15 protein-coding genes and 1 pseudogene are annotated in these 14,308 nt (G+C 67.8%); 7 read left to right on the top strand and 9 right to left on the bottom strand.

Annotated features, from left to right (window positions below; all coding sequences use genetic code 11):
- Positions 1-64: 64 nt before the first annotated feature.
- From DID96_RS19645 to DID96_RS38960, 3 genes and pseudogenes are all read left to right on the top strand, one after another.
- Positions 65-718 carry a peroxiredoxin gene (locus DID96_RS19645; protein WP_124600934.1) on the top strand — a complete coding sequence of 218 codons (654 nt, stop codon included), beginning with the start codon at positions 65-67 and terminating at the stop codon, positions 716-718.
- 195 nt (positions 719-913) lie between these two features.
- Entirely contained in the window at positions 914-1,984 is a 1,071-nt protein-coding gene (locus DID96_RS19640) for a rhodanese-like domain-containing protein (RefSeq protein ID WP_124600985.1), read from the top strand.
- A 20-nt stretch (positions 1,985-2,004) separates the two neighbouring features.
- Positions 2,005-2,208, top strand: a pseudogene (locus DID96_RS38960) (glutathione S-transferase family protein); the annotation flags it as partial.
- A gap of 108 nt (positions 2,209-2,316) precedes the next feature.
- Here the strand turns inward: DID96_RS38960 and DID96_RS19630 are convergent.
- Together DID96_RS19630 and DID96_RS19625 are read right to left on the bottom strand one after the other, a co-directional pair.
- Positions 2,317-3,009 (bottom strand): phosphatase PAP2 family protein, encoded by a 693-nt coding sequence (locus tag DID96_RS19630; protein ID WP_124600933.1) that lies wholly within the window; start codon positions 3,007-3,009, stop codon positions 2,317-2,319.
- A gap of 504 nt (positions 3,010-3,513) precedes the next feature.
- Entirely contained in the window at positions 3,514-4,746 is a 1,233-nt protein-coding gene (locus DID96_RS19625; protein ID WP_124600932.1) for an MFS transporter, read from the bottom strand.
- A gap of 100 nt (positions 4,747-4,846) precedes the next feature.
- On the opposite strand from DID96_RS19625, the gene DID96_RS19620 reads away from it, so the two are divergent.
- Positions 4,847-5,830 carry a LysR family transcriptional regulator gene (locus DID96_RS19620; RefSeq protein ID WP_124600931.1) on the top strand — a complete coding sequence of 328 codons (984 nt, stop codon included), beginning with the start codon at positions 4,847-4,849 and terminating at the stop codon, positions 5,828-5,830.
- A 49-nt stretch (positions 5,831-5,879) separates the two neighbouring features.
- Here the strand turns inward: DID96_RS19620 and DID96_RS19615 are convergent, their stop codons facing one another.
- The 5 genes from DID96_RS19615 to DID96_RS19595 all read right to left on the bottom strand — a co-directional run bounded on the left by DID96_RS19615 (position 5,880) and on the right by DID96_RS19595 (position 9,424).
- Complete coding sequence (locus DID96_RS19615; RefSeq protein WP_221624591.1) at positions 5,880-6,599, bottom strand: Crp/Fnr family transcriptional regulator; 720 nt, start codon at positions 6,597-6,599, stop codon at positions 5,880-5,882.
- The gene (locus DID96_RS19610; protein ID WP_124600930.1) at positions 6,592-7,230 is read right to left on the bottom strand and encodes a 2-hydroxychromene-2-carboxylate isomerase; all 639 of its coding nucleotides are present in this window, start codon (positions 7,228-7,230) and stop codon (positions 6,592-6,594) included. Before DID96_RS19610 ends, DID96_RS19615 begins: the two co-directional genes overlap by 8 nt.
- Positions 7,227-7,934 carry a 3-oxoacid CoA-transferase subunit B gene (locus DID96_RS19605; protein WP_124600929.1) on the bottom strand — a complete coding sequence of 236 codons (708 nt, stop codon included), beginning with the start codon at positions 7,932-7,934 and terminating at the stop codon, positions 7,227-7,229. The genes DID96_RS19610 and DID96_RS19605 overlap by 4 nt, the downstream gene beginning before the upstream one ends.
- Positions 7,935-7,970: 36 nt before the next feature.
- The gene (locus DID96_RS19600) at positions 7,971-8,738 is read right to left on the bottom strand and encodes a CoA transferase subunit A (RefSeq protein ID WP_124600928.1); all 768 of its coding nucleotides are present in this window, start codon (positions 8,736-8,738) and stop codon (positions 7,971-7,973) included.
- Positions 8,739-8,938: 200 nt separating this feature from the next.
- A complete protein-coding gene (locus DID96_RS19595; protein ID WP_124600927.1) occupies positions 8,939-9,424 on the bottom strand; it encodes an SRPBCC family protein in 486 nt (161 codons plus the stop codon).
- Positions 9,425-9,707: 283 nt separating this feature from the next.
- Between DID96_RS19595 and DID96_RS19590 the strand changes: the two genes are divergently transcribed.
- On the top strand, positions 9,708-10,241 hold the full coding sequence (locus DID96_RS19590; RefSeq protein WP_124600926.1) for a GNAT family N-acetyltransferase: 534 nt from the start codon (positions 9,708-9,710) through the stop codon (positions 10,239-10,241).
- A gap of 160 nt (positions 10,242-10,401) precedes the next feature.
- Here the strand turns inward: DID96_RS19590 and DID96_RS19585 are convergent, their stop codons facing one another.
- Positions 10,402-10,986: a TetR/AcrR family transcriptional regulator gene (locus DID96_RS19585; RefSeq protein WP_124600925.1), complete on the bottom strand. Its 585-nt coding sequence runs from the start codon at positions 10,984-10,986 to the stop codon at positions 10,402-10,404.
- A 351-nt stretch (positions 10,987-11,337) separates the two neighbouring features.
- Between DID96_RS19585 and DID96_RS19580 the strand changes: the two genes are divergently transcribed.
- Positions 11,338-12,042 carry an SDR family oxidoreductase gene (locus tag DID96_RS19580; protein ID WP_124600924.1) on the top strand — a complete coding sequence of 235 codons (705 nt, stop codon included), beginning with the start codon at positions 11,338-11,340 and terminating at the stop codon, positions 12,040-12,042.
- Positions 12,043-12,145: 103 nt separating this feature from the next.
- On the opposite strand, the gene fabV is transcribed toward DID96_RS19580, so the two are convergent.
- Positions 12,146-13,348, bottom strand: a complete 1,203-nt coding sequence (gene fabV / locus DID96_RS19575) for an enoyl-ACP reductase FabV (protein ID WP_124600923.1) — start codon at positions 13,346-13,348, stop codon at positions 12,146-12,148.
- A 359-nt stretch (positions 13,349-13,707) separates the two neighbouring features.
- Between fabV and DID96_RS19570 the strand changes: the two genes are divergently transcribed.
- Complete coding sequence (locus DID96_RS19570; RefSeq protein WP_026044422.1) at positions 13,708-14,241, top strand: GbsR/MarR family transcriptional regulator; 534 nt, start codon at positions 13,708-13,710, stop codon at positions 14,239-14,241.
- Positions 14,242-14,308: the final 67 nt, after the last annotated feature.

The following is a 14,308-nucleotide window of genomic DNA, read 5'->3' as shown; positions in this document are numbered from 1 at the left end:
CAGGGCGCGGCCGTGCCGGGGGCGGCGCGGGCGTCGTGAGGGTTCCATGCCATGGAGGACGAAAATGTCGATTCGACTAGGAGAGGAAGCGCCTGATTTCACCGCCGAGACCACCGAGGGGACGATCCGGTTCCACGAGTGGATCGGCGACCAGTGGGCGATCCTGTTCTCTCATCCGAAGGATTTCACGCCAGTGTGCACAACCGAGCTCGGCTACATGGCCGGGCTGAAGCCGGAATTCGACAAGCGCAACACGAAGATCATCGGGCTCTCCGTCGATCCCGTCAGCGATCACCAGAAATGGGTGAAGGACATCGAGGAGACGCAGGGGCACGCGGTCAACTATCCGATGATCGGCGACGACACCCTGACGGTCGCGAAGCTGTACGACATGATCCATCCGAACGCGAGCGGCGGCCCGCGCACCGCGGTCGACAACGCGACGGTGCGCTCCGTGTTCATCATCGGGCCGGACAAGAAGGTCAAGGCGATGCTGGTCTATCCGATGAGCGCCGGCCGCAATTTCGACGAGGTGATGCGCCTGCTCGACGCGCTGCAGCTCAACGCGCAGCATACGGTCGCGACGCCGGTGAACTGGAAGCCGGGCGACGACGTGATCATTCCGACGTCGGTGTCGGACGACGACGCGAAGCAGAAATATCCGCAGGGCTTCAGGACCCTGAAGCCGTATCTGCGTTACGTGACGCAGCCGCGCTGACGCGGCCCGCGCCGCTTGTCCCGCGCCGCGTATGGCGGCGCGTAGCGAGACGCCTATTGGGACACGGATGGCGGCGCGATTTCATGACGGGGGCGGATCGGCCGGCGAGGCGGGCCGATCGCGTCGACGGGCGGCAGGGCGGCGCGCGGCGCCGGCCGTGCCGCGCGCGGGGACTGGCGACGGAGTGACATCGTGGTGATCTTCCGGCAACTCTTCGATCAGCAATCGTCCACCTACACGTATCTGCTGGCCGACCGCGCGTCGCGGGAGGCCATGCTGATCGATCCGGTGTTCGAGCAGGTGCGCCGCGACGCGGCGCTGCTCGACGAGCTCGGGCTGCGGCTCGCGATGACGATCGACACGCACGTGCATGCGGACCACGTGACCGGCGCGTGGCTGCTGAAGCAGCGCACCGGCAGCGCGATCGCGTTTTCGGCGGCGAGCGGCGCGCAGGGCGCGGACCGCTATCTGCGCGACGGCGACCGCTGCCCGTTCGGCGGGCGCGACCTGACCGTGCGCGCGACGCCGGGCCATACGAACGGCTGCATCAGCCTCGTGCTCGACGACGAGTCGATTGCGTTCACCGGCGATTGCCTGCTGATCCGCGGCACGGGCCGCACTGATTTCCAGCAGGGGGATCCGCGCGCGATGTACCGCGCCGTGCACGGCCGGCTCTTCACGCTGCCGGAAACCTGCCTGCTGTATCCGGCGCACGACTATCGCGGGCTGACGGTGACGAGCGTCGGCGAGGAGCGGCGTTTCAACCCGCGCCTCGGCGGCGATCTCAGCGAGGACGATTTCGCGGGCTACATGACGAACCTCGGGCTGCCGCACCCGCGGCAGATCGACGTCGCGGTGCCGGCGAACCTGAAGTGCGGCCTTGCGGTCGGCGCGCCCGAGCAGCACGCGGAACCCGACTGGGCGCCGCTCGTCTACACGTTCGCCGGGTTCTGGGAAATCGATCCGCAGTGGCTCGAGGATCATCTGAACGCGGTGCAGGTCGTCGACGTGCGCGAACCCGCCGAATTCACGGGGCCGCTCGGGCACCTGCCCGACGCGACGCTGATTCCGCTCGGCGAACTGGCCGCGCGCGCAAGCGAGCTCGGCCGCGAGCGGCCGGTCGTGACCGTGTGCCGGGCGGGCGGAAGGTCCGCGCAGGCGACCGTGATCCTGCGGAACGCGGGCTTCGAGGCGGTCGCGAATCTCGGCGGCGGGATGCTGCGCTGGCGGGCTGAGGGGCGGGTGGTCGTGAATGGCCGGCAGTAGTTCCGGAGACGGAGCGCTGCGCGCGCGGCAACCGCTTCAGCCTCGCCGACTGCGCCGCCGCGCCGTTCCCGTTCTACGCGGACTGTTCGCATCGCATCGATCCGTCGTTCGCGCACGTGATCGCGTACCGGAAGCATCTGCTTGCGCGGCCATCGTTCTCACGTGCGCTCGACGAGGCGCGGCCGCATCGCGGGTTCTTTCCGGTCGGCACACCGGGTCACGATCGATATGCGGCGTGCCGGTCGCGGCTCGCGACGTTGTCGCGCTCGACCGGCAGCGCGCGGCGGTTCGACGTGACAGCAAGAGTGGCAGCATCGCGGCGTCCGTTGCGGTCACATCGTTCGCGAGGCCGACTGCGCGAGCGTCAGCAGTTCGTCGAACTGCGTGATCAGCTCGAAGCACAGCAGGAACGCGAGCGTGTAGGCCGGTGCGGGAAAGCGCTCGATCAACTGCAGCACCGGCCGCGCGCAGCGGGTGCGAACCGCGTCGCGCGTCATCAGCAGCGTGATCGCGACGCCGATCGCCGCGCCCGCGATCAGGTCGGTCGGATAGTGAAAGCCGAGATACGCGCGCGGCACGCAAATGAATACGACGGTGTACAGCAGCGCGAGCACGCCGATGCGGCGCGACATCAGGAAGATGCCGGTCGAGATCGCCATCCACAACATCGCGTGATCGCTCGGAAACGAACTCCACGCCTGCAGCGTCGCCGCGCGCAATTCCGCGGACGGAAAGTGCAGATGCAGTTCCGGGTTGTAGATCGGCCGCACGCGGAACGGCAGATAGTGCGCGAGCAGCCGGCCGCTCGCGAGCGCGGCGAGTCCGCTCGCGAGCGTCGCGATGACCATCTCGCGCTGCCATTCGCTGCGCGGGCCCGGCTGGAACCAGAGCCAGCACAGCACCGGAATCAGCACGAAGCCCTTGAACGTGTACAGGCCCGCGACGACGCGGATCGCGTGGTTCAGCAACGGGCTGAACGTGATGTGGGTCAGGAAGAGCTGGATCGAAGTGTCGAAGTTGTTCATGTTCTGCGGCCCCGGCGGACGCGCAGCGCATGACATGTGCTGCCGGCGGGATCAAAAGCGCGCTCGACAGGCAAGCGCAACGGGGGGCAAGTATGTCACCCGTTATTTCGAAGAAAATGCGAAAAAATTCGGGAAATCCCCAGACGAAACGGGCCAGTGTGTTGGGGCCGGATTCGGCGGCGCCGTGTGGCGCGGCGCGCGAGGAATTCGCGGGCACCGCGCCGATGCGGATGCGGGTGCCAGGAAAATAATTGGGTGAACTGGACAACGCGTTGCGCGTGCAACGTCATTGCATCGAGTGAATAGATTTGCTTCGTCGTGCGGCGGAATCTGCCGCGTGACGCGCATGCGCGCCAGCGCCTGTCGAAAATAAAAGAAAAGACGGGCAAGCACGATGTGCTGCCCGTCCGGGGTACCGTGGTGCGATCGCATGGGCCGCGGTGATCACACGTATCACACGTATCACACGGATCGCGCCAATATCGGTCGCGACCCTTCACCGTATCAGCGCCGCCAGATCCGCACGCCGAGCGCCGCGAGCGACGTGACGACGGCCAGCACGATCACCGCATTCCACCCCAGTTGCGCGAGCAACAGACTGCCGATCGCGGCGCCTGCCGCCATGCCGATGAACATGCCGACGAACAGCACCGCGTTGAGGCGGCTGCGCGACGCCGGATCGATGCGGTAGACGATCGCCTGATGCGCGATCAGCGTTGCCTGCACGCCGAGGTCGAAGCCGATCGTGCCGGCCGCCAGCAACGCGAGCTGCGCATGGGCGGACATCAGCGGCGCGAGCGCCAGGACGGCGAACGACAGTGTCGCGATGCCGATGCCGAGTCGCGTCACGTGTTCCGGGCCGTGTCGGTCAGCGAGACGCCCGGCGACCGGCGCGGCCAGCGCGCCAGCAGCGCCCGCGAGGCCGAACGCGCCGGCGGCCGCGCTGCCGAGATGGAATGGCGCGCCATGCAGCATCACCGCGAGCGTCGACCAGAACGCGCTGAAGCCCACCGACAGCAGCCCTTGCGCGAACGCCGCGCGCCGCAGCGCGGGATGGCGGCGCCACAGCTCGCCGAGCGAGCCGATCAGCGCGCGATACGGCAACTGCGTCGTCGGCTGAAAGCGCGGCAGGCCGCGCGCGGACACGATGCCGATTGCCGCGACACTTGCGGCGGCGATCACGAACATCGCGCGCCAGCCGGCGTTCGCGGCGACGAAGCCGCTGACGACCCGCGACAGCAGGATGCCCATCAGCAGGCCGGTCATCACCGTGCCCACGACCTTGCCGCGATGCGCGTCGTGCGCAAGCGTTGCCGCAGCCGGCACGACGTCCTGCGCCATCGTCGCGGACAGCCCGATCGCGAAACTCGCCGCGAGCAGCAGGCCGATCGACGGCGCCACCGCCGCAATCAGCAGCGCGACGACGAGCGCGGCCGCCTTCGCGAGGATCACGCGGCGGCGATCGAAGCGGTCGCCGAGCGGCGCGAGCAGCAGGATGCCGAGCGCATAGCCGAGCTGCGTGAGCGTTGGCACGAAACCGACCGCGCGTTCCGACGCGCCGAGGTCGGGCCCGAGCACGCCCAGCATCGGCTGGCTGTAGTAGAGCGGCGCGACCGCGAGGCCGGCCGCGGCGGCGAGCAGCAGCACGAGGCGGCCATCGAGCCGCGTGACTGCGTGAGCCGCATGCGGGGGCGCGAGCGGCGCGCGGGCGGCGGCGGAGTTCGTCGGGGTAGACATGATCGGGTCCTTCTTCGGGTGAGGAGATGGACGCGAGTTTGACGGCCGGCCCGGAACGACGGTAGTACCGTCGCGCGCAGATTTGTTATACGCTCCACGTATGAGCGAGAAACACCCTGTCAAGCCCGCTGCTGGCGGGCATCCGAGCAATGCCACGGTTCCGGTCGACGGCGCCGGCTATCGTTTCGAGCTGATGGAGACGTTCGTGCGCATAGTCGAATCGGGCAGCCTGTCGGCGGCCGCCGCACAGTTGCATACGACGCAGCCGACGATCAGCCGCCGGTTGCAGGCGCTCGAGCGTTCGCTCGGCGTGCGGCTGCTGCAGCGCACGACGCATGCGATGCGGCTGACCGTCGACGGCGAGCGCTGCTTCAAGCGCGCGAAGGAGCTGCTGGCGAGCTGGGCGTCGTTCGAAGCCGACCTGCGCGGCGCGCAGGAGGAGCCCGAGGGGCTGCTGCGGGTCGCGGTGCCGCACGCGTTCGGCCAGGAACGCTTCGTCGGGCCGCTCGCGCAATACTTGCGCGCCTGTCCGCGCGTGTCGGTCGAATGGTTGCTGCAGGACGAAGTGCGGGATTTCATCGGCAGCGGCATCGACTGCGCGATCCAGGTCGGCGAGCCGACCGATCCGGGCGTCGTCGCGATCCGGCTGTCGAACGTGCCGCGCTTCGTGGTTGCCGCGCCGTCGGTGCTGGACGGCGCCGACGTGCCGGCCGATCCCGACGCGCTCGCCGCGTTGCCGTGGCTCGCGTTGCGCACGTATTACCGCAACGAGCTGGCGCTCACCCATCGCGTGACGGGCGACACGCGGCGCATCGCGATCCGTCCGCGCATCAGCACCGCGAACCTGTATGCGCTGCGCAGCGCGGCGCTGCTGGGCGTCGGAGCATGTGTCGGGTCGTCGTGGATGCTGGACGACGATCTCGCGAACGGGCGCCTCGTGCATCTCGCGCCGCAATGGGAGGCCGCGCCGCTGCCGGTCTATCTGACCTATCCGCATGCGCAGTTCTATCCGTCGAGGCTCGTGCGGTTCGTCGCGCTGACGCGCGACGCGGTGCCGGCGCTCGTCGAGGCGCGGGAACCGTGACGCGCGCGGCCAGCGTGGCCGGTTCGTGCGGCGGCGGCCGACGCCGCGGTTACGCGCCGTACTCGCGCAGTCGCGCGAGGTCGACCACGGTGACGCCGCCGTATTCGAGCCGTACGAGCCCTTCCTTATGCAACGCCTTCAGCGACTGGTTCGCGACCTGTCGCGTCATGCCGGACAACAGGCCGAGTTCTTCCTGTGTGATCTCGAGGTGATCGCCGCCGCCAGGGTAGAGCACCGGATTGAACAGCGACGCGATGCACCGCGCGAGCCGTGGCGTCGCGTCGAGCAGCCGGTCGTATTCGAGCAGCGCCATGAAATGCGACAGTCGCTCGTTGAGCTGGCGCACGAGGAAGCGATTGAACGCGACACTGTGCTCGACGAGCCACATGAAGGTCGGCCGGTCCATGAAGGCCATGCGCGTGTCGCGCAGTGCGACGATGTCGTAACGGCGCGGTTCGTTCTTCAGTACCGTGCCTTCGCCGAACCAGCCGCCCGCCGGCACGCCGGTGAACGTGACGCTGCGTCCTTCGGGCGACACCGTGCCGATCTTGATCAGCCCGGTGACGACGCCCGTCCAGCTTTCCAGCACCGTGTGCTTCGGACAGATGCAGGCGCCACGCGCGTAGGTTTTCTCGACGATGCCCGTGCACGCGCGCTCGGCCTCGTCGTCAGGCAGTTCGATCGACCACGCGGCGATATGCGCGAGGCGTGCGCGGCCGATGCCCGGGCGGGCCTGGGCCGTGCCGGGCGGCGCGTTGCGCTCAGTCACGGACCAGGCCGTCCGGCAGCGTGCTGATGCGGCGCACTTCCGGCGAATCGAGCCAGGCGCCGGACTCGACGCAGTCGATGAACATCGCCGTCGAGTCCTCGCCCCAGAACAGGTTGCCGTCCAGTTCGAAGGTCGGCACCCCGAACACGCCGTGCGCGATGGCATCATCGGTGTGGGCGCGCAGCGCATCTTTCACGGCCTGCGTTTCGACGGCGTCCACGCCTTCGGGGAAACCGAGCGCATCGCACAGCGCGGCGAAGCCTTCCGGCGACGCGATGTCGTGCCCGTCGCGCCAGATGTGGCGGAAGATCTGCCGGATCGTGTCGAGCGAGCCGCCGAGCGCGATCGCGAGCCGCAGCGTCTTGACCGGGTTGAACGGATGGGCGGGCGGCATCCTGTAAGGGATGCCGAGCTGGCTGGCGCGATACTGTGCGTGACGATAGGTGAACACGCGCTTGGGACCGATCTGGGCAGGACCTTTTTGTCCCCAGTGCCGCAGCAGCCCGCCGAGCACGATCGGGCGCGGCTCGACGCGCAGCGTCGACGGCAGCTGCTCGAACTGCTCGAGTTGCAGGTACGCGAACGGCGAAACGAAATCGAAGTACCACGTAGCAGTTCTGGCGATGCTCATCGAGCGTGTTCTCCGGGGGGAACCTTGTCGGCCGGCACGCGCAACGCCGGCGCCGGTGTAAACGGTGCGTCGGTCATGGCGCGGATCTCGGCCAGTGTCGCATGCGACAGGATTTCGCGCAGCACCAGGCCGTCGTCGGTCACGTCGAATACCGCATGCTCGGTGACGATCACCTTCACGCACCCGCGACCGGTCAGCGGCAGCGTGCAGCGGGGCAGGATCTTCGAGCGGCCGTGCTTGTCGGTGTGCTGGAGCGCGGCGATCACCGTGCGCGTGCCATGACACAGGTCCATCGCGCCGCCGATGCCGGGCCACCATTTGCCGTCGCGCCGGCATGCCCAGTTCGCCAGGTTGCCGTGCGCGTCGACCTGCAGCGCGCCGAGAATCGTGATGTCGATGTAACCGTTGCGCATCGCGCCGAGCGACGTCGCGAGATCCATCAGCGCGGCACCGGGCGCGAGCGTGATGGGCTCGCAGCCCGCGTTCGTCAGATCGCTGTCGAGCGCGTCGGCGCTCGGCCGGCCGCCGAAGCCGAACGCGCCGTTTTCGGTATGGAAGATCACGCCTGCGTCGGCGTCGAGATAGTTCGCCGTCAACGTCGGAATGCCGAGTCCCAGGTTGACGACCTGGCCCGCGCGCAGTTCCTGCGCGCAGCGTGCGGCGATGCGATGTTTCGGGTTCGCGTGTGTCGTGGGTGCGAGCATGGTGTTCTCTCCTTCGGGGCAGGGGCGGTGAAGCGCTCAGGCTGGCGTGTCGGCGGCTGGCAGGCGCCCGAGACGCGTCCACTGCTGGCGGTAGAGCGCATGCTGTTCGTCGAGCGTCAGCCCCTGCACGACCGCATTGACGAATACGCCTGGGCAGCCGACCCGCTCCGGCGGGATCGTGCCGACTGTGACGATCTCGTTCACCTCGACGATCGTGTAGCGGCCCGCCATCGCGATGTCGCGCTGGTTCTGCAGCGACGTGCCGCGAAACTCGACATTGCCGAAGGTGTCGGCGCGCCAGCCCTTGATGATCGAGACGTCCGCGCGTAGCGGCGGCTCGACGAAGCATTCGCAGCCGTCGACCGTGATTTTGGGCTTGGGCGCATCGCGCTCGGGAAAGAGGCCTGGCTGGTCGAGGATGCCGATGCCGACCGGCACCAGCACGCCGCCGAGCCCCATCGCACCAGCACGCACCTTCTCGGCCCAGGTGCCCATCGGAAAGAATTCGGTCACGCGGACGGCACCGGTCAGGTACGCGTGCGTCGACTCGTCCGTCGTACCGACGTGGGTTCCGATGAACTCGTCGAGCTGGCCGGATGCGAAAAGCTTCGCCTTGAGGAAGCCGCCGCGCAGGCCCGGCGTGTTGGCGATCAGCGTCAGGCCGCGCACGTCGCGGTGCAGCAACGCTTCGATGCACAGCGCGGCTTCGCCCGCGCCGACGAATTCGCCGAGCATCAGCCGGCTGTCCGACCGTACATGCGACACGGCTTCGTCGACCGAAACCACCTTGTTCGCGTAGCGCATGGCCGTCTCCTCGTTTGTGGACATGGCGCGAGTGTAGGCAGGACAGTCAGCGGAGGTTGTCTTCTGGATGACAATTGCGTGCGGCACGACACGACACGACACGACACGACACGACACGACACGACACGACACAGCGGGGCGCGGCGCGATGCGCGATGCCGTGCGCGCCGCATCCGGATGCCGGCTGATGCCGGTCGTGCTCACCGCAGCGTGCACGCCAGTTCGTCGAGCTGGTCGATGCAGATGTTCCAGCCTTCGAAGAAACCGAGGTGTTCGTGCCGGTCACGCGTGGCCGCATCGGGATGCATCACGCGCGCTTCGTAGTGGCAGAGCGCGCCGTCGTCGCGCATCGTGATCACGGCCGTGAAGCCGAGCCATGGCGTGTGAGGCCGCCAGTCCGCCGTCAGCATCGACGTGAACACGAGGCGCGACTCGCGCACGATCTCGAGGAAGCAGCCGGGGTTGTCGCTCGTGCCGCCGTCGGGGCCGCGCATGAACGTGTGGAATGCACCGCCCGGCCGCAGGTCGAACGCGCGCACCTCGGTGGTCCAGGGCTTCGGGCACCACCATTGCTTCAGCAGTTCGGGGTCGGTCCACGCGCGCCATAGCGCGGCGCGTGGGGCGCGCAGTTCGCGGGTGATCACGAGGTCGCGGGTATCGGCGGGTTCGACGTGGCTTGCTGACATGGGCTTGCTCCTGTTCGTGATGGCGCTCGACGAATTCGACCGTGCGATCCGATCGCGCTGACGATCGCGCAGCGCGTCGGGTCGGACAGCGCATGGAATACGTCGCTGACGCCGGTTTGAACGTTGGCTATGCGGCTAAATATAGGACGGCAAGCAGCGAAATGCGATGTCGTGGCAAGATGGCCGGCGACTCGTGCGGAACGGCGCACGCGTCGCGATCGCGTGCGAGTCGCTTGCGGCACACATCGTGCGCACAACACCAACCCGCTTGCCGGAGACCTGCATGACCGCACCCGATATCGTGATCCGCCGCGTGAGCGCGAGCGAAGCGCTCGCCTGTGTCGACGCGCTGGCCGACGTCCTCATCGATTGCGTCGAAGGCGGCGCGTCCGTCAGTTTCATGCTGCCAATCGCGCGCGCCACGGCGCTCGACTTCTGGAAGCGCGTGGCCGACGGCGTTGCGATAGGCGAGCGCATCCTGATCGTCGCGGAGGACGCGGACGGCCGGATCGTCGGCACCGTGCAGGTCGTCACCGCGCAGCCGGAGAATCAGCCGCATCGCGCGGACGTCGCGAAGATGCTGGTGTGCCGGCGCGCGCGGCGGCAGGGGATCGCGGCACGCCTGATGGCGGCGGTCGACGCTACGGCGCGTGAGGCCGGCAAGACCGTGCTGGTGCTCGACACCGTGACGGGCGGCGATGCCGAGCGGCTTTACGAGCGCGCCGGCTGGCAGCGCGTCGGCGTCGTGCCGAATTTCGCGCTGATGCCCGATGGCGCGCCGTGCGCGACGACGTTCTTCCACAAGCAGCTCGTGTAGCGGGGCCGATCGACGCTTCGGCGGCGCCTGTAGCCGCCTGCTCGACATCGTGAAGCCGGGCGGCGTGCTGTACCTGAACTGGCGCGTGTCGGAAGGCGAGAGCCGGCGCAGCATGACGGTGCGCACGCCGTGCAATCGCGCATGCGAGCCGCCCGCAACGTCACGCCGGCGCGGCCGGACTGCCGAGCGCGTCGACGAGCGACGCGCGGCCCGCATCGAGGATTTCGTCGGCGAGCGCCGGATCGACGTCGGCGATCGCACGCGACAGCAACAGCGCACCAACCATCTGGCTGAACACCGCGAGCGCGTCGCGCCGGCTGTCCTGCGCCGACTGGCGATCCGCGGCCACCTGCGCGGCGAGCCGGTCGAGATAGACGGCGAGGCCGCCCGCATAGCATTCGCGCGCGGCGGCGCCGAGCCGCGGTGCGTCGCCGGCGAAACCCGCAAGCGGGCATCCGGCGTCGACGTTGTCGCGATGCTCGGCGGACAGGTAGCGCGTGATCGTCGACGTCAGCGCGCCGCCCGCCGGCGAATCGGCGCGATCCTGCATCGCCTTGTCCATCACGGCGGCCACCAGCGCATCCTTCGACTTGAAGTGGTTGTAGAAGCCGCCTTGCGTAAAACCGGCTTCCTTCATCAGTTCCGTCAGCCCGACCGCGTCGACGCCGCGCGCCCGGAACAGTCGCTCGGCCGCCGCGACGATCGCGCTGCGGTTCTCGGCCGCCTGCTGCCTCGATACGCCCATCGATCACTCCCTTTTTCTGAGATCACGTTCGCTGAAATTCACAATGTCGATCACCATTGACATGACCGAAGCCCGCTGACACAATGCGCCGCAAAGACAATGGTGATCGACATTGACATCGAGTGTAGCCGACTTCGCGCGAACCGCGAAGCATCGGCGGCGGTGCCTGATGTCCGGCGACCGCAGTCTTTTGGGGCGCGAGCGCGGGGCCGGCAAGCCCGGCGCCAGGAACGGCGGCTTGCCGCTGCGCCGCGCGACGTATCGGTATTCATCGCAACTTCGTTTCCACCGGATGTCACGCCCGTCGCGTGCCGGCGTGCGTGCGGTTCAACGACGCTACAAGGAAAGACCATGAAGATCGAAGGCGCTGTCGTGTTTGTCACGGGTGCGAACCGCGGGCTTGGCCTGCAGTTCGCGAAAGAGGCCCTCGCCAGAGGCGCGAAGAAGGTCTATGCGGGCGCGCGCGATCCGGCCAGCGTGACGCTGCCGGGCGTCGTGCCCGTGAAGCTCGACGTCACCGATCCCGCGGGCGTCGCGGCGGCGGCCGACGCATGCCGCGACGTTACGCTGCTCATCAACAACGCGGGCATCGCGCGCGCCGGCAGCCTGGTCGATGTGGACGGGGTCGTCGCGCTGCGCGAGCATTTCGAAACCAACGTGTTCGGGGTGCTGGCGATGGCCCGCGCGTTCGCGGACACTCTGCGCAACCACGGCGGCGGCGCCATGCTGAACGTGCTGTCGGTCGCGAGCTGGATCAACCGGCCGTTCCTGTCGAGCTACGGCGTGTCCAAATCCGCCGCGTGGGCGGTGACCAACGGGTTGCGCCATTCGCTGCGCGAGCAGCATACGCAGGTGATCGGGCTGCATGCCGGGTTCATCGACACCGATCTCGCGCGGGATCTGGACGTGCCGAAGGCATCTCCGGCCGACGTCGTGCGTCTGGCCTACGACGCGATCGAGGCGGGCGCGGAGGAGGTCGCCACCGACGAATTCAGCCGGCAGGTAAAGCAGGGGCTGTCGGAAGGCGTGTATTTGCAGGAACCCGCGGCACACTGACGGTGCCGCGTGACGCGCCGTATGACGAGCCGCACGACGCGCCCAGGTGGCGGCCCGTCGTGCGCAATGCGGTGCACGACGGGTGTCGAGCGCCGCGTGGCGCTCAGGCCGTCAGGTCGGTGATGCCGGGAATCGGCACGTCCGGGTTCACGTCGGCATCGTAGTCGACGCCGGCGATCGCGAAGCCGAACAGACGCAGGAATTCCGTCTTGTAGCCGGCGAAATCGGTCAGCTCGTACAGGTTCGCGTCGTCGACCTGGTTCCACAGCTTCACGACGCGCGACTGCACGTCCGGATCGAGTTCCTTGTAGTCCGCGCGCAGGCGGCCTTCGTCGTCCACGTGCGGCTGCGCACCGTACAGGCTGTCCTTGACCAGCCCGTAGACCTGCTCGATGCAGCCTTCGTGCGTGCCTTTTTCCTTCATCACCTTGAACAGCAGCGACAGGTAGAGCGGCATCATCGGGATTGCCGAGCTTGCCTGCGTGACGACTGCCTTCAGCACCGATACGCGCGCATCGCCACCGAGGCTGGCCAGCTGTTCGCGAATCGCGAGCACCTTCTTGTCGAGGTCCTTCTTCGCCTCGCCGATCGAGCCGTTCCAGTAGATGTCGTGCGTGATCTGCTCGCCGAGATACGTGAACGCGGTCGTCTTCGCGCCGTCGGCCAGCACGCCGGCTTCATGCAGCGCGTCGATCCACATCTGCCAGTCTTCGCCGCCCATCACCGCGACGGTGCCGTCGATCTCTTCCTGCGTTGCCGGCTCGAGCGCGGTTTCGCGGATCACTTCCTTGTCGGTGTCGATGCCGCGGAAGCTGACCGACTTGCCGATCGGCTTCAGCGTCGAGCTGATCACCTCGCCCGTGCGCGGGTGCGTGCGGCGCGGCGCGGCAAGGCTGTAGACGACGAGGTCGACCTTGCCGAGGTCGCGCTTGATCGCATCGATCGTGGCTTGCTTGACCGCGTCGGAGAACGCGTCGCCGTTGATGCTGCGGGCATACAGGCCCTTCGCGGTCGCGAACTTCTCGAACGCGGCGCTGTTGTACCAGCCGGCCGTGCCGGGCTTCGTTGCGGTGCCGGGGCGCTCGAAGAACACGCCGAGCGTGTCCGCGCCGGAGCCGAACGCGGCGGTGATCCGGGCGGCGAGGCCGTAGCCGGTCGATGCGCCGATCACGAGCACCTTTTTCGGGCCGTTGGCGATCGGGCCGTGCGAAGTCACGTAGTCGATCTGTTCCTTGACGTTGGCTTCGCAGCCGACGGGATGCGTCGTCACGCAGATGAAGCCACGCACGCGCGGTTTGATGATCATGGAAACCTCTTGTGTAAAAGCGGAAGGCCTGGAAACGGCAAAGTTCGCGCATTGTAAAGGAAGCGGCGGCCGGCGCGGCGGCGCGAGGGCGATCGCGGCGGTGGTCGCAGCGGTGGCCGCGGCGCAGCCGGGGACGGATCTTCGCTTGCGAACGGCGGCGCTTGCGGGCTCGCGGGCGGCCCGGCGCGCCGGGTCCGCCGGACGGGACGGGGCCGCATGCTGCTTACGCTTCGGATGTCATCGGAATCGGCATGCGCTGTCCATTCGTGAATGGCCTGATGCGGTCGCAGTGGGCCGCCAGCCCGCCGCCGGTTATTTCTCTCTTGACAGAAATAACTGAAAGACCTAAATTTCGCGACATGGAACTCACACCGATTGCCGAACGATTCATTCTCCACTGGGGCGAGATGGGCTCCCGCTGGGGCGTCAACCGCACTGTCGCGCAGATTCACGCGCTGCTGTACCTGCTCGGCCGGCCGGTTGCCGCCGACGAGATCGCGGAGACGCTCAACGTCGCGCGCTCGAACGTCAGCACGAGCCTGAAGGAGCTGCAGGCGTGGCGGCTCGCGAAGGTGGTGCACGTAATGGGCGACCGGCGCGATCACTTCGAGACGTCGACCGACATCTGGGAGCTGTTCAAGCTGATCGTCGAAGGGCGCCGCCAGCGCGAGATCGAGCCGACGCTCGACGTGCTGCGAGATTGCCTCGCGAGCCCCGAGATCGCTGACGAGAGCCGTGAGACCGAGCAGCGGATCCGCGACACGCTGCAGTTCGTCGAGACGCTCACGACGTGGTCGGACGAGATGTTGCGGCTCAAGCCGGACACGTTGATGAAGGCGCTCGGCATCGGCGCGAAGATCAGCCAGACCGTCAGGCGCAAGTCGTCGAAGTAAGCAGGTCGTGCGGGCACGCAGCCCGCTTTTTTTGGGGTGTGAATTTCTGTTTATACAGAAATAACTG

The organism is Burkholderia sp. Bp8963 (assembly GCF_003854275.1).
Taxonomy (GTDB): domain Bacteria; phylum Pseudomonadota; class Gammaproteobacteria; order Burkholderiales; family Burkholderiaceae; genus Burkholderia.
Note: the sequence above shows the minus strand (reverse complement) of the source record. Positions and strands in the feature narration are given on the sequence as shown.